Source organism: Nitrosophilus alvini, assembly GCF_015100395.1.
Taxonomy (GTDB): Bacteria; Campylobacterota; Campylobacteria; order Campylobacterales; family Nitratiruptoraceae; genus Nitrosophilus; species Nitrosophilus alvini.
The window spans coordinates 1,496,188-1,513,541 of record NZ_AP022847.1 but is presented as its reverse complement, the minus strand read 5'-3'; the positions used below and the strand labels follow the sequence as shown (position 1 = coordinate 1,513,541).

General features: G+C 37.7%; 20 protein-coding genes. 14 read left to right on the top strand and 6 right to left on the bottom strand.

Translation table 11 applies throughout. The annotated features are described in order from the left end of the window. Nucleotides 1-32: 32 nt before the first annotated feature. The 5 genes from htpX to ribA form a co-directional block, all read right to left on the bottom strand. The gene (gene htpX / locus EPR_RS07700; RefSeq protein ID WP_200762646.1) at nt 33-890 is read right to left on the bottom strand and encodes a zinc metalloprotease HtpX; all 858 of its coding nucleotides are present in this window, start codon (nt 888-890) and stop codon (nt 33-35) included. 68 nt (nt 891-958) lie between these two features. Further along, nucleotides 959-1,321, bottom strand: coding sequence for a hypothetical protein (locus EPR_RS07695; protein WP_200762645.1), 363 nt, complete (start codon nt 1,319-1,321; stop codon nt 959-961). A gap of 57 nt (nt 1,322-1,378) precedes the next feature. Beyond that, the gene (locus EPR_RS07690; RefSeq protein ID WP_200762644.1) at nt 1,379-1,606 is read right to left on the bottom strand and encodes a PP0621 family protein; all 228 of its coding nucleotides are present in this window, start codon (nt 1,604-1,606) and stop codon (nt 1,379-1,381) included. Further along, complete coding sequence (rsmG, locus tag EPR_RS07685) at nt 1,603-2,175, bottom strand: 16S rRNA (guanine(527)-N(7))-methyltransferase RsmG (RefSeq protein ID WP_234697119.1); 573 nt, start codon at nt 2,173-2,175, stop codon at nt 1,603-1,605. Before rsmG ends, EPR_RS07690 begins: the two co-directional genes overlap by 4 nt. A 31-nt stretch (nt 2,176-2,206) precedes the next feature. Next, on the bottom strand, nt 2,207-2,770 hold the full coding sequence (ribA, locus tag EPR_RS07680) for a GTP cyclohydrolase II (RefSeq protein ID WP_200762643.1): 564 nt from the start codon (nt 2,768-2,770) through the stop codon (nt 2,207-2,209). Between the two features lie 132 nt (nt 2,771-2,902). Between ribA and hemB the strand changes: the two genes are divergently transcribed. The 14 genes from hemB to EPR_RS07610 all read left to right on the top strand — a co-directional run bounded on the left by hemB (nt 2,903) and on the right by EPR_RS07610 (nt 16,306). Further along, on the top strand, nt 2,903-3,880 hold the full coding sequence (hemB, locus tag EPR_RS07675; protein ID WP_200762642.1) for a porphobilinogen synthase: 978 nt from the start codon (nt 2,903-2,905) through the stop codon (nt 3,878-3,880). 122 nt (nt 3,881-4,002) lie between these two features. Continuing rightward, on the top strand, nt 4,003-4,941 hold the full coding sequence (gene argF, locus EPR_RS07670) for an ornithine carbamoyltransferase (RefSeq protein WP_200762641.1): 939 nt from the start codon (nt 4,003-4,005) through the stop codon (nt 4,939-4,941). A gap of 2 nt (nt 4,942-4,943) precedes the next feature. Continuing rightward, complete coding sequence (locus tag EPR_RS07665) at nt 4,944-6,122, top strand: multiheme c-type cytochrome (protein ID WP_200762640.1); 1,179 nt, start codon at nt 4,944-4,946, stop codon at nt 6,120-6,122. A gap of 11 nt (nt 6,123-6,133) precedes the next feature. Then, nucleotides 6,134-6,628: a DUF2603 domain-containing protein gene (locus EPR_RS07660; RefSeq protein WP_200762639.1), complete on the top strand. Its 495-nt coding sequence runs from the start codon at nt 6,134-6,136 to the stop codon at nt 6,626-6,628. Nucleotides 6,629-6,858: 230 nt separating this feature from the next. Beyond that, nucleotides 6,859-8,196, top strand: coding sequence for an FAD-dependent oxidoreductase (locus tag EPR_RS07655; protein ID WP_200762638.1), 1,338 nt, complete (start codon nt 6,859-6,861; stop codon nt 8,194-8,196). A gap of 9 nt (nt 8,197-8,205) precedes the next feature. After that, entirely contained in the window at nt 8,206-8,931 is a 726-nt protein-coding gene (locus EPR_RS07650; protein WP_200762637.1) for a Rieske 2Fe-2S domain-containing protein, read from the top strand. Nucleotides 8,932-8,940: 9 nt separating this feature from the next. Next, the gene (locus EPR_RS07645) at nt 8,941-9,414 is read left to right on the top strand and encodes a thiosulfate oxidation carrier protein SoxY (RefSeq protein WP_200762636.1); all 474 of its coding nucleotides are present in this window, start codon (nt 8,941-8,943) and stop codon (nt 9,412-9,414) included. Nucleotides 9,415-9,421: 7 nt separating this feature from the next. Beyond that, nucleotides 9,422-9,751, top strand: a complete 330-nt coding sequence (gene soxZ / locus EPR_RS07640; RefSeq protein WP_200762635.1) for a thiosulfate oxidation carrier complex protein SoxZ — start codon at nt 9,422-9,424, stop codon at nt 9,749-9,751. A 102-nt stretch (nt 9,752-9,853) separates the two neighbouring features. Next, nucleotides 9,854-11,221 (top strand): oxygen-independent coproporphyrinogen III oxidase, encoded by a 1,368-nt coding sequence (hemN, locus tag EPR_RS07635; protein ID WP_200762634.1) that lies wholly within the window; start codon nt 9,854-9,856, stop codon nt 11,219-11,221. Nucleotides 11,222-11,236: 15 nt separating this feature from the next. After that, nucleotides 11,237-12,520 (top strand): (Fe-S)-binding protein, encoded by a 1,284-nt coding sequence (locus EPR_RS07630; RefSeq protein ID WP_200762633.1) that lies wholly within the window; start codon nt 11,237-11,239, stop codon nt 12,518-12,520. A gap of 248 nt (nt 12,521-12,768) precedes the next feature. Beyond that, nucleotides 12,769-13,512 (top strand): carbonic anhydrase, encoded by a 744-nt coding sequence (locus EPR_RS07625; protein WP_200762632.1) that lies wholly within the window; start codon nt 12,769-12,771, stop codon nt 13,510-13,512. Between the two features lie 93 nt (nt 13,513-13,605). Further along, nucleotides 13,606-14,427 carry a prolipoprotein diacylglyceryl transferase gene (gene lgt / locus EPR_RS07620; protein ID WP_200764209.1) on the top strand — a complete coding sequence of 274 codons (822 nt, stop codon included), beginning with the start codon at nt 13,606-13,608 and terminating at the stop codon, nt 14,425-14,427. Then, a complete protein-coding gene (locus EPR_RS07615; RefSeq protein WP_200762631.1) occupies nt 14,414-15,022 on the top strand; it encodes a UPF0323 family lipoprotein in 609 nt (202 codons plus the stop codon). The genes lgt and EPR_RS07615 overlap by 14 nt, the downstream gene beginning before the upstream one ends. Before the next feature lie 108 nt (nt 15,023-15,130). Then, nucleotides 15,131-16,306: a glutathionylspermidine synthase family protein gene (locus EPR_RS07610; RefSeq protein ID WP_200762630.1), complete on the top strand. Its 1,176-nt coding sequence runs from the start codon at nt 15,131-15,133 to the stop codon at nt 16,304-16,306. Here the strand turns inward: EPR_RS07610 and EPR_RS07605 are convergent. Continuing rightward, on the bottom strand, nt 16,296-17,342 hold the full coding sequence (locus EPR_RS07605) for an AI-2E family transporter (protein ID WP_234697116.1): 1,047 nt from the start codon (nt 17,340-17,342) through the stop codon (nt 16,296-16,298). The genes EPR_RS07610 and EPR_RS07605 overlap by 11 nt on opposite strands. Nucleotides 17,343-17,354 lie beyond the last annotated feature (12 nt).

The following is a 17,354-nucleotide window of genomic DNA, read 5'->3' as shown; positions in this document are numbered from 1 at the left end:
GATTGAGCTTTCACCTACACCCGCACTAACACTCACACAAACATCTCTTTTTTAAGCTCTTCAAGTCTTCTTACTCTATCTTCAGTAGAAGGGTGGGTACTAAAAAGTGTAGCAAAATTTATATTTTTGCCTGTAAAGGGATTTATAATGAACATATGTGCTGTTTCGGGCGTCGCTTCGGGGAGCATACCTCTTCGGTTATACTCTTCCAGTTTTATAAGAGCGCTTTGAAGCCATTCGGGATGTCCTGTGATTTTTGCCGCACCTTCGTCTGCCATATATTCTCTGCTTCTGCTTACCGCCATTTGGATGATGGCAGCGGCAATCGGAAGCAGAATGGACATAATAAGCATTATTATAGGATTTGGTCTGTTGTCATCTCTTCCACCGCCGAAAAATGCCGCAAACTGCATCATATTTGCCAGCATTGCAATAGCCCCGGCTATTGTGGCGGCAACTGTACCTATAAGAATATCGTAATGTTTTACGTGGCTGAGTTCATGCGCCAGAACAGCTTCAACCTCTTCTTCGTTCAATAGATTCAAAAGCCCTTCGGTGACGGCTACAGCAGCATGTTCTGGATTTCTTCCAGTTGCAAATGCGTTTGGTACTTCTTCAGGAATTATATAGACTTTCGGCATGGGAATACCCGCTTTTTTGGAAAGCCTTTCCACAATTGCATAAAGTCCAGGGGCCTCTTTCGGACCTACTTCAACAGCGTGATAGTGTCTTAAAACAAGTTTGTCGGAATAGAAATAACTTACGAAATTCATAACGCCCGCAAAGAGAAGCGCTATTATCATACCGGTTTTTCCGCCAAAGATTCCTCCCACCCATACAAGTAGTATGGTTAAAAGAGCCATAAGAAAAACTGTTTTTACTGCTTCCATAAATTTCCCCCTTTAAAGCCGTGATAGGTCACTCATAATTCGAAAATGGATAATTTATCGGTTGTCAGTCACCTCTCAAAAAGAACTCCGTCGATAGATAGTTTAGCATATTTTTCTATTTCATATTCGAGAGATATTTTTGCGATGATTTTAGTATCAAAAAGATAGTTTTCTGCGATTTCCTGTATCTCTTTTGCCTTTGATTTATCACATACGGCATATTTGGCCGACATGCTGTTTGCAAAGAGGGCCTCTTTTATATCCTTTACAAAAACTGCAAATTCTACGGAATTTTCAATACACCTTTTCATCAAATCTATGTCGAAATCAAAAAACACAGTCGTGTTCGGAGGAGTTTTCTCTATATCTTCGAACGATTTTATTCTATAAAGAGTATCGGCAGATATATCTTTATGTCCTATTATTATCATTTTTTTCTCCGATTGGTTAGTGATTCGTAATGTGTAATAGGTGGTAAGGTATATTTTTTATCCAACTCCCGCACACTCTTTCGAACAGAAAAACCTGCCGTCTTTTATCACTGCTTCTTTGCTACTTACATATGTGCCGCATTTGCTGCACTCTATCATAATCTCTTCGTCAACGTTTCTTTTTTTCTCTTTTGACATATTTTGCGTCTGGGGAGTTTTCTTTTTGAAAAATATAAAATATACAGCCGCTAAAACTACGAGTAAAAGCAATATTTTCATAATCATTTCAAACCTTTGATAATCAGATATTTTCTTCTGCCTTCATTTATGATTTGGGCGTTTTTGATCTCCTTGGCCTCTTTTACGGCCTCGTCGCCTTTATAAAAAACAAATATTGTATCATTTTTTGCAAAAGGTTTGGCAAGTTCTAAAAGTTTGTCGCTTGCCGCTACTGCTCTTGATGTTATCAGATCAAATTTCCTGGGCGTAAGCTCTTCGACCCTCTTTTTTTCCACTTTTACATTTTTGAGTGCCAACTTTGTTTTTATATAATTCAAAAAAGAGGCTCTTTTGTTTCTCGGTTCAACCAGCGTAAACTCTGTATCAGGCATAGCCATCGCAAGTATAATTCCGGGAAATCCGGCTCCTGAGCCTATATCCATAGCTGTTTTTACTTTTGGCAGAAACTTGACAGGTTTTATAGAGTCTATTATATTTTTTTCTATCTCCTTGATATCTTTCGCGCCTGTTAGATTGTGTATTTTGTTCCATTCAAGAAGAATATCGGCAAACTCATCAGCCTTTTTAAAGAAATCTTCCGGCAGATTCAGATCATCTATTTTGGTTTTGGTCAAAATTTTTCCTTAAGTCGCAACTTTTTGATTTTTATAACAGATGTCCCAGTTTTTCTCTTTTAATTTTTAGATACTCTTCATTATATGGGTTTGGTTCGACTTTTACCGGAAGTCTTTGTACAATTTCAACATTTTTAAGACTCTCTATCTTTTTGGGATTGTTTGTAAGAAGCTTTATCTTTTTTATTCCGAAATGTTCTAGTATAAATTCTACTATCTCATAAGTTCTCTCATCTGCCGAAAAGCCCAGCTGATGATTTGCAGTTATTGTGTCATAACCGCTGTCTTGAAGAGCATATGCGTTTACTTTGTTAAGCAGTCCTATGTTTCTGCCTTCCTGTCTGAGATAAATTACCATTCCGCCGCTATTTGATATAGTGTCCAGAGCAAATTTCAGCTGTTCTCCGCAGTCGCATTTTTTGCTGCCAAGAGTATCTCCTGTCAAGCATTCCGAATGAACGCGTACAGTAGGTATGTCTGGCATAGGATCGGTAAAGATGACCAGATGTTCTTTATGTCCCTCTTTGAAAGCCTGTATTTTAAAATTACCGAATTTTGTCGGAAGATTTGCGATTTGTGAAATTTTTACCTTCATTTTTCTCTTCTTTTGGTAAAATGTGAAAGAAAAACATCTCTCGCTTCTAGCGATAGTGCGCGATTATCTATGTAATAAACGGCACTTATGTTTTAAAACTTTTACAGTGATTATATCAAAAAGGAAGTGCAAATGTATTTTAAGAGATTTAGAAGACTCAGAATTAATCCTGCTTTAAGAAAACTTGTAGAAGAGACAAAGCTTGATATGAATGATTTCATATATCCTCTTTTTGTAAGAAGCGGGAACGGAATAAAAAAAGAGATAGAATCTATGCCGGGAGTTTTTCAGCTGAGTATCGACGAAGTTTTAAAAGAGTGCGAAGAGCTTAAAGCTCTTGGAATAAACTCAATAATACTTTTCGGTATTCCCGATGTAAAAGATAGTATAGGCAGCGATGCTCTTTGTGAACACGGCATTATCGCCAAAGCTATAAGAGCTGTAAAAGAGGAGCATCCCGATATGTGTGTAGTGACGGATCTCTGTTTCTGTGAATATACAGATCATGGACATTGCGGTATACTCGATCCGAAAAGTCAGACTGTGGATAATGATGCTACTCTGGAGATCCTTGGCGAACAGGCGGTTATACACGCCAAAGCCGGTGCGGATATGATAGCGCCCAGTGGTATGATGGACGGAATGATAACAGCTATCAGGGAAGCGTTAGATAGTAACGGATTTATCAATATTCCTATTATGAGTTATTCGACCAAATTTGCAAGCAGTTATTACGGTCCATTCAGGGACGTTGCAGAGTCTGCTCCCAGCTTCGGTGACAGAAGAAGTTATCAGATGAACCCTGCAAACTCAAGAGAAGCTCTGCTGGAGAGCCTAGAAGATGAAAGAGAAGGCGCAGATATCCTTATGGTCAAACCGGCTCTTGCGTATCTGGATATTGTAAAGACGATAAAAGAGAATACCCTTCTTCCACTTGCCGTATATAATGTGAGCGGCGAATACTCAATGCTTAAAATGGCTGCAAAAGCAGGTGTTATCGATTATGACAAAGTTATGATGGAGACAATGATCAGTTTCAAAAGAGCTGGAGCCGATATTATCATCAGCTATCACGCAAAAGAGGTTGCCAAGATTTTGTCAGAAGGATAGAAGGGTCAGGGCAGAAGGATAAAAAGATAAGTTAAATCCTACCTTCTGCCTTTATCTCCCAACCTTCTACCTTATTCTACGTTTTGATATAATTACCTTTTATTTTTTGCAAAGGATATGTGTTGAAACACTTTTTGACGCTGAGAGATTTCAGCAAAGAAGAGATATTGGAAATTATAGATTTGGCGATATCCATAAAAAAAGAGGCCAAAAAGGGAGAATTTGTTCCCTATCTTGAAGGCCAGACTCTTGCAATGATATTTGAGAAAAGCAGTACAAGAACAAGGGTCAGTTTTGAAGTTGGTATTTATCAGTTAGGCGGAATAGGCCTTTTTCTTTCTAAAAACGATCTTCAGCTTGGCCGTGGAGAGCCTATGAAAGATACTGCCAGAGTAATATCAAGAATGGTGGATATGGTGATGATAAGAACCTATTCGCAAGCTAAACTGGAAGAGTTTGCAAAATTTTCAAAAGTACCCGTTATTAACGGCCTTACTGATGAATACCATCCTGTTCAGTTAATGGCAGACTATATGACAATGATTGAACATAGAAAAGAGAACAATCCGGTTGTGGCATATATCGGTGACGGAAACAATATGGCTCATAGCTGGCTGATGCTGGCTTCAAAACTGGGTTTTGAGCTCAGAATCGCTACTCCCAAAGGATACGAACCGGATAGCAAAATAGTCGAAGATGCATTTACTTTTGCAAAAAAGAGTGGTGCCGAAATTTTGCTTACAAATGATCCTAAAGAAGCGGTCAGGGATGCTGATGTGGTTACTACAGATGTATGGGCATCTATGGGACAGGAAGATGAGTATGAAAAAAGGTTGAAAGATTTTGCAGGTTTTATGGTGGATTCAACTCTTATGCAGCTTGCAAAAAAAGATGCCATATTTTTACACTGTCTTCCTGCACACAGAGGAGAAGAGGTGAGCGAAGAGGTTCTTGAAGGGCCGCAGAGTGTTGTATTTGAAGAGGCGGAAAACAGACTTCATGCCCAAAAAGGAATCATGGTTTGGCTTGACAGACAAAGAAATAAGAGCATCCAGGAGTGATGATGAGACTGGCCACAGTTCTCTTTTTTCTTTTTGTATTTTTTTTATATGCGGATGTTGATCCAAGATTTGCGGTCAGCGAAAAGTGCAGAACCTGTCATGAAAAAATAGTCAGTGAGTGGAAAACCTCCTGGCATTCCAAATCCCATTTCTCGAAAGATGAACTGTATAAAAAAACGCTTGTCTATATGAGTAAAAAACTTCATAAAAATGTAATTGAACTTGAAGTGAAGTGTGCACAGTGTCACAATCCCAGGGTAGGAGAGAAAAAAATCGATGTAAGCGACATGTTTGTTACGGGATTTGGTATAGAGGCAAAAGATATAAAAAAGAGTTTCGAACAGGGTTTTGTCAAAGATGGGGTAAACTGTATAGTATGCCATAACATAGAAAAGATCAAAGAGAGCCAAGACCCTGCTCAAAGAGGATATAAAGCCATAGTCTGGGGACCAAGCGATACCATGGTGGGTCCTTTTGCCGATGCCAGATCTCCCTATCATAAAACAAAACAGGGTGAACATTTCTTAAATCCGAACAGACTCTGTTTTGTATGTCACTATAACGGCAGAAACATTTACGGCAAGATAATATATTCTACCGGTATGGAATATGAAGAGTCAGGTAGTAAAAAGAAATGTGTTGATTGTCATATGAGCGAAAAACATGATGGCAGGCTGACGGAGAAAAAGTTCGATGGATATGATATAAATATAAGGAAAATCAGAAGCCATCTCTTTATGGGGGCCAGAAACGGTGATATTTTGAATAATGCATTAAAAGTAGGCACGGAAAAAAAAGAAGATTTGATTTTTATAACATTGCAAAATCTGACTCCGCATAAAGTACCTACGGGATTTGGATCAAGAGAAGTGGTTCTTGAAGCTGTTTTTTTGCTTGAAAACGGTTTAAAAAAGAGTGTTTCCGAAATCTTTGGAGTTGAATACAGAGATAAAAGAGACAGAGAGACAATTCCTCATCTTGCAGTGAAAATAGAAGACGACAGCAGACTAAATCCTTATGAGACAAGAAAATTTTCTTTAAAGATTCCGGCTGGTTCCGAGAGTGTCAAAATAAATCTTTATTACAAGCTAATCGGAGAAAAACTTGCAAAAAAACTTGAACTTAATGAAGAGATATTTTTAAAAAGATATAATATATTCAGTGCAGAAATGAAGTTTTGAGAGGAGAATCGGTGGAGATCAAAAAAGCAGACAACAATCTGGCAGTTTTACGAAGTATTAGTGAACTTGCACACGAACTGGGAGTAGAAAAACCAGAAAACGTTACGGTAGTAAAAATAAACGGTACCGATGACCCGAATAGAAAGACTCTAGAGCTTTTACAGGGTAGATGGGATGATACCGCCCCATGGTTCGTAGTAGGAGAAGAGGGAAAAGTTTTCGTACTCTCTTCCATGGAATCTTTTATCGAACTTTTGAATTCAATTAGAGAAGCAAAGTATGAAAATTTCAATCTAAAACTAGAAAAGGCGATTTTGGAAAATCTACCGGTTGATTTCAATGATGTTTGGGTTGTTGCCATGCAAGAAATCAAAAAAAAACTGGCAGAGTCCAAAGACAAGAATCTGCTCGATATAGATATAAAGAAGCTTATAAAAGATATTAAGAAGAATCATCCAAATCTCTTTTTGAGATTGAAAGATTTAGGAATGGAGAGACCAATGTAAAACTCTTTTCCATACTTCCTCTCAAATTTTTCAAAATTTGAGTCTCAAATACACCTAAAACAACTCCTGAAATATTTTCTACATCTAAACTGATAACCAAAACTTATAGTTAACAATTTAAGAAAAAATAAGAGGTATTTATACCCGTTTACCATAAATTCAGTTGATGAATATTATTATTTTTAATGAATATATTTAGCGGCACCAAATAAAAAAACAAAAGGATATGTATGGCTATTTCAAGAAGAGATATTTTTAAATTATCTGCATTAGCAGCAGCATCTGCGGCTTTTGCATCTTCGGATGATAAAGAGGATAAAATCCCGGAAAGATTAAAGATAAAGAAAGCTCCTCTCTCAAAACCAAAAGGTCCGAGAGTAGTTATAGTAGGAGGTGGCTGGTCGGGACTTACTATCGCAAAATATCTTAAAAAACAGAGTCCTAAGAGTGATGTGGTTCTCATAGAAAAAAGAACTCATTTCTTCTCATGTCCCTTAAGTAACCTTTGGCTTGTTGATGCGGTAAATCTGGAGTTTTTAACACATGATTATCTTCAGGCGGCAAGGAACAACTCATATTACTATCTAAATGCGACTGTATATGATATTGACAGGGTTTCCAAAAAAGTTTTTACAAATGAAGGGTATGTTGACTATGACTATCTTGTTCTATCACCCGGTATAGATTACGACTACAGCGGATGGACGAAAGGAGATACAGAGCTTGAAAACAGACTCAGAACGGAGTATCCTGCCGCTTTTATACCGGGAAGCGAGCATATGAGTCTTAAAACCAAACTTTTGGATTTTGAAGAGGGAAATTTTGTTATGACAGTTCCCGGCGGAAACTACAGATGTCTTCCTGCTCCATATGAAAGAGCTTGTATGATGGCCCATTTCATGAAAAATGAAGGCATAAAAGGTAAAGTGATTTTACTTGATGAAAATCCGAATTTCACGATAAAAGCAGATGGTTTCGGTTCCGCTTTTAAAGAGCTTTACAAAGATTATATAGAGTATCTTCCCGGAACCAAAATAACCTCTATAGATATAGATAACAAAAGAATAGAAACCGAGCTTGGCGAGGAGATTGATTTTACAGATGCATCTTTATATCCTCATATCAGGGGATCAAAACTTCTTGAAATTGCAGGCGTGGCAAAAGACAGTCTCTTTAACAGGGCGGAAGCCGATATCGATCCATTCACCTATCAGGTAAAAGGAGATCCGTATGTATTCTGTGCCGGCGATGTAAGGCCGATGGGATTTAGCAAAAGCGGAAATACGGCAAATTCGGAAGGTAGATACGTTGCGAAGGTCATTGCATCCAGAATTGAGGGAAAAGATGTAAAATGGCAGTCACCTATGACAGTATGCTACTCTGCAATAACTGTTGACCCTATCAGAGCGATTTCAGTAAATGCTGGATATACATACGATAAAAAGAAAAAAACTTTCTCTTTCCATAACGCTTCTACTATGGAAAGATGGAATACTAAAGATGGCCTGCAGGCAGGAAAGAGAATGTTTGAATGGGCCAAAGGTATGTACAGAGATATGTTTTTGTAAGGAGTGTGGATGGATAGACGAGGATTCTTGATAAAAGCGGCAGCTTCTGCTGCTGCGTTCTACATCGCTCCTTCAAAAATAGCTTTTTTATACGCAGATGAGGGAGGATTGTACAAAAGATATGAGAGCGTCAAACTTGTTGACAAAGAGGGCAGACCAGTTACAGTTGATTCATTGAAAACGGAAACGGCCTATCTGTTTAATTACCCATATGTTTCAACTCCTTCGTTTTTGATAAAACTCTCCTCTCCCTGTGAAAAAGAGGTCAAACTAAAGAGCGCTGACGGCAAAGAGTATATCTGGAAAGGTGGTGTTGGCGAAAATAGAAATATAGTAGCTTTCAGTGCGATATGTCCTCATCAGATGACCTATCCGACACGTGAGCAGAGTTTTATCGCTTATGTGCCTTCTTCGGAAAAAACATCTGCCTATGAGAGAGGAGGGGTTATAGTATGTTCTTCCCATATGAGCGTTTTCGACCCTTCAAAAGGTGCAAAAGTTTTAAAAGGTGAAGCCTGTGAACCTCTTGCCTCCATAGTGCTAGAGATAAGAGATGACGGTTCTATATGGGCAGTAGGCGTTTTGGGTCCACAGAAATTTCACTCTTTTTTCAGGGCATTCAGACCGGAGTTGAGAAAGCAGTTTGGAAGTAGCGTAAAAGCTAAAAAACTGGTCAAAATTTATGCTCCTGTGGTGACTTTGAGCGAGTATTCAAAAGATATAATAAAGGTATAAAGGCATTTGATGAGAAGAAGAGACTTTTTGAAAGTACCGTTGGTTTTGGGTTTTATTTTTACTGCTGTTCCCAAATTATGGGACGGACTGCTTTTTGCTGCAAAAAAAGAAGAGCTTGAGCTTCCTTTCGAAAAAATTTATGCCGAAATTACAAAAGATAAAAAGGTGGTAAAAGATGCAAAAGAACTTTTTTTGAAAATTCCCGATGAGGTTGCAAATGGCAGAGAAGTTCCTGTGGAAATAGATGTTGATTATCCTGCTGATGAAAAAAAATATATTTCAAAAATTACCGTTTTGACGACAAAAAATCTTTCAAATCTTGTAGTTTCAGCTAATTTTACCCCTGATACCGGAACGGGGTATCTTTTTACAAAAGTCAAACTTAAAGAATCACAGGAGATTGTTGTTTTGTGTGAAACAAACGGCGGAAGAGTTTTTGAAAAAAGAAAATTTGTAAAAACAGCTATCGGCGGCTGTGCATAGGAGAGTTATGAGAGTAAGGGCTGCACTTAAAATATTGGATAAAAGGTATAAAATAGGCGATATCGTAAAAGTAAAAGCTATCATAATTCACCCGATGGACACAGGGTTTTACAAAGACAAATACTCAGGAAAAGTCAAACCGAGATTTTATATAAAAAAAGCTCGGCTTTTTTATGAGGAGAAAGAGGTGGCATCATTTGATTTCGGTGTTGCGGCCAGTGAAAATCCTGTTGTAATATTTCCTTTAAGAGTTACAAAGAAAGGAAAACTTAAAATCGTATGGGAAAACAACAGAGGCGAGAGTTTTATGAAAGAGACAGATATCCATCCTCTGTAGATTTGACAACTTTTCTCTTTTATGCTTATATTAATATATACTTTTATCGCTTCTTTATAGATTTTTAGAGAAAATGGCGATAACAATTCCAAAGGTGTCTAAATGATAGATTTTGAAAAATTCTCAAAATATTCAAAGCCGGGGCCAAGATATACGAGTTATCCCACGGCTGTAGAGTTTAGTGAAAAATTCACATATGACAGATATATAGAAAAACTTCAGAGTCAGGATGAGTCAAAGCCTCTATCGCTCTATTTTCATCTTCCCTTTTGCAGGAGTGCCTGCTATTTTTGCGGTTGCAATGTTGTCTATACTAGCAAAGAGGAGAAAAAAGATAGGTATATTGATTATCTCACAAAAGAGATGGAGATACTTTCACAATTTATAGATACAAAAAAAGAGGTGACACAGCTTCATTTCGGCGGCGGAACGCCTACATTTTTCAGCGATGCCCAGCTTGAGAGAGTGATCGAGGCAATTCATAAGATGTTTCCCAATTTCTCGAATGATGCAGAAGTAAGCTGTGAGATAGATCCTAGATTTTTGACAAAAAAGCAGATGGATATCCTTAAAAAAGGGGGCTTCAACAGGGTCAGTTTCGGTGTTCAGGATTTCGAGCCAAAAGTCCAGGAGGCCGTTCACAGGCTGCAGAGTTTCGAAGAGACAAAAAGGGCGGTGGACATTGCCAGAGAAGCAGGCATGAAAAGCGTAAATATAGACCTGATCTACGGACTTCCATATCAGACGTTCGAAAGCTTCAAAAGAACGCTGGATATGACTATAAAGCTTGATCCGGACAGAATTGCAGTATTTAACTATGCGCACGTGCCGTGGATGAAAAAGACTATGAGAAAGATAGATGAAACTACGCTCCCGCATCCGAGTGAAAAACTTAAAATTCTCAAATATACTATAGATTTTTTTACTTCAAACGGTTACAAAATGATAGGAATGGACCACTTTGCAAAGCCTGATGATGAACTTTTCAAAGCGATAGAAAAGGGAGAGCTACATAGAAACTTCCAGGGGTATACTACAAAAGGAGGTTCTCATCTTATAGGTATAGGGCTTACAAGTATAGGAGAAGGTGACGACTATTATGCCCAGAACTACAAAGAGATGAACTTTTATGAAAAAGCTATTGATGAAGGGAAACTTCCGTTTCACAGAGGCGTTGAACTTAGTCTTGATGACAAAATAAGAAAAGCTGTAATAATGGAGCTTATGAGCAACTTCAAGCTCAATATCCCAAGAATCGAAAAAGAGTTTTCCATAGATTTTAAAAAATATTTTGCAGATGCCATCGAAGAGTTGCAGGAGTTTGTAAAAGAGGGACTAGTATATATAGACGATCAAAAAATAGAAGTCAGTCCTACAGGAACTCTTCTTATCAGAAATATCTGTATGCCGTTTGATGCCTATCTTAAAAAAATTCCCGAGAAAAAACGGGTATTCAGTAAAACTGTTTGATTCGGCAGGACGGCAATGTTTAACTTCAGTAAAATAAGCAATGACTGTATCAAATGCGGAAAGTGCATACCCGTATGTACAATCCATAGTGTGAATCCTGACGAAACCACCAGTCCAAGAGGTTTTATAGAACTTCTAGGTGCGTATGAGAAGGGGAATCTTCCTCTTGACAAAACGGCAAAAGATATTTTTGAAAGCTGTTTTTTATGCACAAACTGTGTTGATGTCTGTCCCAACTCGCTTCCTACGGATATGATTATAGAAGAGGTTAGAGCCGATATTGCCAAAAAGTATGGAATTGCCTGGTATAAAAAGGCATTTTTCTGGTTACTCAGACATAGATGGGCGATGGATATTGCGAGCAAACTAGGATATGTTTTTAAAAGCTGTGCTGTTAAAGAAGAGAGAAAAAGAGGCGGTCTTATACCCAGGTTTGATCTGCCTATGGTAAAAAAAGAGAGACTGCTTCCTTCTATTGCAAGCAGAAGTTTTTTAAACAGCTATCCTGAAAGAATAGAAGCAGAAACTGCAGACAAAGAAAAACGACAAAGAGTTGCAATATTTATAGGATGTCTTGCAAACTATAACTATACCGGTATCGGTGATTCTTTAGTTAAAATTTTGAAAGCTTTGGAGATCGATATACTGATACCGAAAAAACAGAAATGCTGTGCTGCTCCGGCATACTTTACGGGAGATTTCGATACGGTAGAGGCTTTGGCAAAAGAGAATATAGAGTATTTTGAAAGTTTTATAGATGATGTGGATGCCATTATCATTCCGGAAGCTACCTGCAGCGCAATGGTAAAACACGACTGGGAAATCTTTTTTAAAAATAGAGGGATGATGGATTGGGCCAGGAGATCTTCAAAACTAAATGAAAAGATATTTATGGCAACCGAATGGCTTTATAAAAACAGTGATCTTGAAAAACTTCTCAAAGCCAGAGGCAAATCTTTGGATATATCGGTCACTTATCATGACCCGTGCCATGCTAGAAAAGTGCAGGGTATTTGGAAAGAGCCAAGAGAATTGTTATCTAAAAACTACAGACTCAAAGAGATGAGTGATCCAAACAGATGCTGCGGTTTTGGCGGTGTAACTATACAGAGCGAAAAATTTCATCTTGCTCAGGCGGCCGGACTGCCAAAAGCAGCGATGATAAAAGAGACAAAAGCTGATATAGTTTCTGCTGAATGCAGCGCCTGCCGTGTACAACTGAGTAACTCCTTATATCAAAATGGTGTTGAAACCATCTTCAAAAATCCCATAGAACTTATTGCCGAAGCGTTAGAGTAGAGCTAGAAGCCAAAAAACAGACTTCTTTTTAACTTCTTATTGCCGCACTGTCAAACAGTGTGGTAAATTCGTAACAATTTTAGATATAATATTTTTTGATATTTTTTATAAAAGTTGATTAACTGTGTAAAAAGTATGCAAAAGTGTTAAGAAAAGTAACATTAAATTGTATATATCATCTCATTAATTATTATTGAATATTTATTTCTATATAATGAAAATCTAATCTTAATGAAAAAGGAAGGAAAATGAGAAAAGTCGTTTCAGTATTGGCAGGAGGTATTATAGCTGCTGGAGCACTGTTTGCAGGCTCTCATGGTAGTGCACACTGGGGTTACAGCGGCCATGAAGGTCCTGAACATTGGGGAGATTTAAGTCCTGATTATAGAATTTGTAAAGATGGTAAAAATCAGTCTCCCGTTGATTTGACAGGATTTATAGAAGCTGAGCTTCCGCCTTTGAAACTTGAATATGAAGCAGTTGCTACAACTGTTGTAAATAACGGACATACAGTAAAAGTGAATTTCGGTGAAGGAAGTGAGCTTAAAGTAGATGGTAAAGAGTTTGAGCTTAAGCAGTATCACTTCCATACGCCCAGCGAAAACACGATTGAGGGCAAATATTATCCTATGGAAGCGCACTTTGTTCATGCAAGTGACAAAGGTGAGCTTGCAGTTATATCTGTAATGATCAAAGAGGGTAAAGCAAATCCAAGCCTGCAGGCAATAGTTGACAATATGCCTGCCCATACGGGAGATAAGAACAGTCTTAAAAAATATAAACTTAACGCTGCGGATCTTCTTCCGGCAAACAAGGATTACTACAGATTTAACGGTTCTTTGACTACACCTCCTTGTAGTGAGGGTGTAAGATGGCTTGTGATGAAAGAGCCGGTAGAGGCATCAAAAGAGCAGCTAAAAGCTTTTGAAAAAGTGATGGGTAAAAACAACAGACCTCTTCAGCCAATCAACGCAAGAGTTATTCTTAAGTAATTTTATACGGAAGCTTCTAAAAAAAGAAGCTTCCTTTTTCTTCTCCATAATCTGCTATACTATCGTTTAAAAATAATATGACAATTTTAAGGAATCGGTTTGTGGTCACACATATATGAACATTTTGACCCGGTAGCTTTTTATATTTTCGATTTTCCTGTTCATTGGTACGGGATAATGTATGTTTTGGCGCTTCTTGTAGCACTCTTTTTTGCATCTTGGCTGGTAAAGCATGATAGATTGCCTATATCCAAGAGTGAGCTGGAGAGCTATTTTATATGGGTAGAGATAGGTGTAATACTGGGTGCACGTTTAGGATATGTGATATTTTACGATACTCATACAGAGTATTATCTTACACATCCCTGGCAAATATTCAATCCGTTTTTGGACGGTACATTTGTAGGTATAAGAGGGATGAGCTATCACGGTGCGCTTATAGGATTTTTGATAGCTTCTTATCTATATGCAAAGCTGTATAAAAAAAATTTCTGGTTTTTGATGGATCTTGTAGCAGTTTCTGTTCCTTTAGGTTATGTATTCGGTAGAATTGGCAACTTTTTAAATCAAGAGCTTATAGGTAGAGCCACTGATGTTTCATGGGGCATATATGTAAATGGAGTATTGCGCCATCCCTCACAGCTTTATGAAGCTTTTTTGGAAGGATTTTTGATATTTGTTATACTTTTTTGGTATAGAAAAAGAAAAAAATTTGACGGCGAACTTATGGTGATGTACGGATTTTTATATGGTCTGTTCAGATTTATCGGAGAGTTTTTCAGAGAGCCCGATATCCAGTTGGGATATATATGCTGCGGATGGATGACAATGGGACAGCTACTCTCACTCGCAATGTTGGCTGTATCACTGATTTTGTATTTTATATTAAGGAGAAGAAGAGTTGAAACACATTAGGAAAATTTCCGAATATGCAGTAATAGGCGGCCTTGGTGCCATACTTGCAGCGGGACTTGCAGGATGTGAACAAAAAGACAATAACTCAAATGTTTTCGAAAATGCGGCCCAAAAACAGGGTGCGTTTGTTGTTATAGAAGAGACGGCTCCGGGAAGATATATCATAGTTGATGAATATCCCAGCAGTGAGACCAGAGTGATCTTAAAAGATATAAACGGTACTGAAAAGGTATTGTCTCAAGAAGAGCTTGATGTTCTTATAAGAGAGGAGGCTGCCAGGATAGAGGCCGGTCAGTCACCTTTGACAAATCCTCAGATACAAAATCAGGGAATGGGGCTTGGAGGTATTATTCTGGCTTCAGCGGCTGGAGCGATTTTGGGAAGCTGGATAGGTAACAAGCTTTTTAACAACCCTGCATATCAGCAGCAAAGACAAAGAAGCTATAAATCTCCTTCAACATACCAAAGAAGTGTAGAGTCTTTTAAAAGAAAAGCAGAAGCAAAAAAGAGTGCCAAAAAAAGCAGTGGTAAATCCGGATTTTTTGGTAGCGGTAGCAGCAGGACTTCCGGTTCAAAATTTAGTTTTGGAGGATAAATATGACTCATATGATAGGGCTTTACGTTACTGTTGTTTTTATGGTTATTTTGTTGATAATGCCTTTTGCGATTGTCCGTTTTATGAAAAAGAAAAGAGATAAATAGGATGGTAAGAGTAAAGAAAGTAGAACCTTTAAATACAGATTTTTTAGAAAAGATCGGTTTTTACTGGCATACAGACAGTGACGAGACACCCTATATAAGCGACGAGCTTGTAGTAGTTATGCAAGATGAAGCGCAAGCTTACTACGATGCAGCAAATGAACTGTACGATATGTATATAGAAGCTGCAGAGTATGTTATAGAAAAGAATCTTTTTCATGAACTCAATATTCCTTTCAATCTTGTTGATATCATAAAAATGAGCTGGGAAAACGATGTTCATTGGCATATCTACGGCAGATTCGATTTTGCCGGCGGAATTGACGGCAAACCTATAAAACTTCTGGAGTTCAATGCTGATACTCCCACATCTTTATTCGAGACCGCCATAATTCAGTGGGCTATTTTAAAATACAACTCTCTTGATGAGATGAAGCAGTTTAACAATACATATGAAGCGATAAAAGAGAATTTTAAAAGGCTTGTTACACTTGAAGAGGATACATCGAAATTTAGCGAATGGTACGAAGGATGGAAGATGCTTTTTTCTTCCATAAAAGGCAGCATAGAGGATGAAAACACAACAAGACTTTTGCAGGTAGCGGCTTCTGAAGCGGGCTTTGAGACTGATTTTGCATTCGCCGAAGATGTGGAGTTTTCAGATGAGGGGATATTTTACGATAAAAACAGCTTTGAATTTTGGTTTAAACTGATACCATGGGAGACGATAGCCATAGAAGAGCCTGAACTTGCCATAATTTTGACAAAAATTATAGAAAACCAAAAAGCCATTATTCTAAATCCGGCATATACTCTGCTTTTTCAATCAAAAGCGATGATGAAGATACTCTGGGATATGTATCCGGGTCATCCGCTGCTTCTTGAAACATCTTTTGAGCCTTTGGAAGGTAGACCCTATGTTGAAAAGAAAACATTTGGAAGAGAAGGTGAAAACACCGTAATATATGATCAAAACAGAAATATTTCGGCAAAAAAAGAGGGTGAATATGAAAATTTCAAATCAATCTATCAGGAGTTTGTAGAACTTCCTGTGGATGATAAAGGGTTTTATTATCAGGCAGGTGTTTTTTTTGCGTACGAAGGATGCGGTCTCGGTTTTAGAAAAGGCGGATTAATTATAGACAATATGAGCAAGTTTGTGGGACATATTATAGAGTAGTATCATCCTGTCCGTTTTTGCTTATTTCAGGATAAATATTTAAAATAGAGATTAGCAAAGAGGTAACCGCAGGTCCTATGATCATTCCCCAAAATCCGAAACTACTGAGCCCTGCTACTATAGAGAAGAAAATTAGCAGTTCGTTTATTTTTAGTTCTTTTTTGATAACAATCTGGTCGATATATTTTATGATTACAGGTTTTATAAATGTGTCTGCAATCAAAGAGATGACAATCAAAGAGTAAAGGGCTATAACAATAGCGCCTGTTGCGTTTCCCATTGCATATTGATGAAGTGCCAGCGGCACCCACATAAGAGCCCCGCCGATAACAGGTATAAGAGAAGCAAATCCATACATAATACCGAAAAGAAGGGGGTCATATCCGTATATATAGGCGATAATTGCAAACAATACGCCTTCAAAAATTGCAGTTGCAAGTATAGAATAAAATACAACACCCATAACACCAGACAGATTATCGAAGAGCTTCATGCTTTCATCTTTTCGTAACGGCAGAATGTTCTTTAAAAACTCAAAAATCTCTCTTCCGTAGAGATTTGCGAAAAAATAAAATACAAGAATCAAAATCGAATCTTTCAGAAACTTTGCACTTTTAGCACCTATATAGGTGGCGACGGCTACGATTTTCTCAAAAACTGCACCAGTATCAAAGGAAGTTGTAATTTTCTCTATATAAGGTTTGACAAATCCCAGATTGGCCGAGAACTCATTGACCCATATTTTTACGGCCTCTGTAAGTTTTACAATTGTTCCTTCTTCAATATGAGTTGCATTTGCGGCAATAGAAGTTATAAAATATATTATAGGCGAGAAAAAGAGTATAGCAAGTACTAATGTTGTCAATGTGGCAGATGTAAGTTTTGAATATCTTGCAAGGAAATAATTATTTATTTTTGAAGTTGCGATTGCAAGAAGAATAGCGATTATCATGGTTTCAAGAAACGAGTAGTATACTTTGTATGCAAAATAAAGAGTAATTACAAATAAAACTCCCAAAAAATGTATCGGTTTCAACTGGCAAGCCTT

Bases quoted from the DNA above. Each gene is read 5' to 3' on its own strand.
- EPR_RS07655 (WP_200762638.1), top strand. From the start codon at position 6,859: ATGGCTATTTCAAGAAGAGATATTTTTAAATTATCTGCATTAGCAGCA.
- EPR_RS07625 (WP_200762632.1), top strand. From the start codon at position 12,769: ATGAGAAAAGTCGTTTCAGTATTGGCAGGAGGTATTATAGCTGCTGGA.
- hemB (WP_200762642.1), top strand. From the start codon at position 2,903: ATGTATTTTAAGAGATTTAGAAGACTCAGAATTAATCCTGCTTTAAGA.
- EPR_RS07645 (WP_200762636.1), top strand. From the start codon at position 8,941: ATGAGAAGAAGAGACTTTTTGAAAGTACCGTTGGTTTTGGGTTTTATT.
- EPR_RS07695 (WP_200762645.1), bottom strand. From the start codon at position 1,321: ATGATAATAATAGGACATAAAGATATATCTGCCGATACTCTTTATAGA.
- hemN (WP_200762634.1), top strand. From the start codon at position 9,854: ATGATAGATTTTGAAAAATTCTCAAAATATTCAAAGCCGGGGCCAAGA.
- EPR_RS07665 (WP_200762640.1), top strand. From the start codon at position 4,944: ATGAGACTGGCCACAGTTCTCTTTTTTCTTTTTGTATTTTTTTTATAT.
- EPR_RS07610 (WP_200762630.1), top strand. From the start codon at position 15,131: ATGGTAAGAGTAAAGAAAGTAGAACCTTTAAATACAGATTTTTTAGAA.
- soxZ (WP_200762635.1), top strand. From the start codon at position 9,422: ATGAGAGTAAGGGCTGCACTTAAAATATTGGATAAAAGGTATAAAATA.
- EPR_RS07690 (WP_200762644.1), bottom strand. From the start codon at position 1,606: ATGATTATGAAAATATTGCTTTTACTCGTAGTTTTAGCGGCTGTATAT.
- htpX (WP_200762646.1), bottom strand. From the start codon at position 890: ATGGAAGCAGTAAAAACAGTTTTTCTTATGGCTCTTTTAACCATACTA.
- EPR_RS07650 (WP_200762637.1), top strand. From the start codon at position 8,206: ATGGATAGACGAGGATTCTTGATAAAAGCGGCAGCTTCTGCTGCTGCG.
- ribA (WP_200762643.1), bottom strand. From the start codon at position 2,770: ATGAAGGTAAAAATTTCACAAATCGCAAATCTTCCGACAAAATTCGGT.
- EPR_RS07630 (WP_200762633.1), top strand. From the start codon at position 11,237: ATGTTTAACTTCAGTAAAATAAGCAATGACTGTATCAAATGCGGAAAG.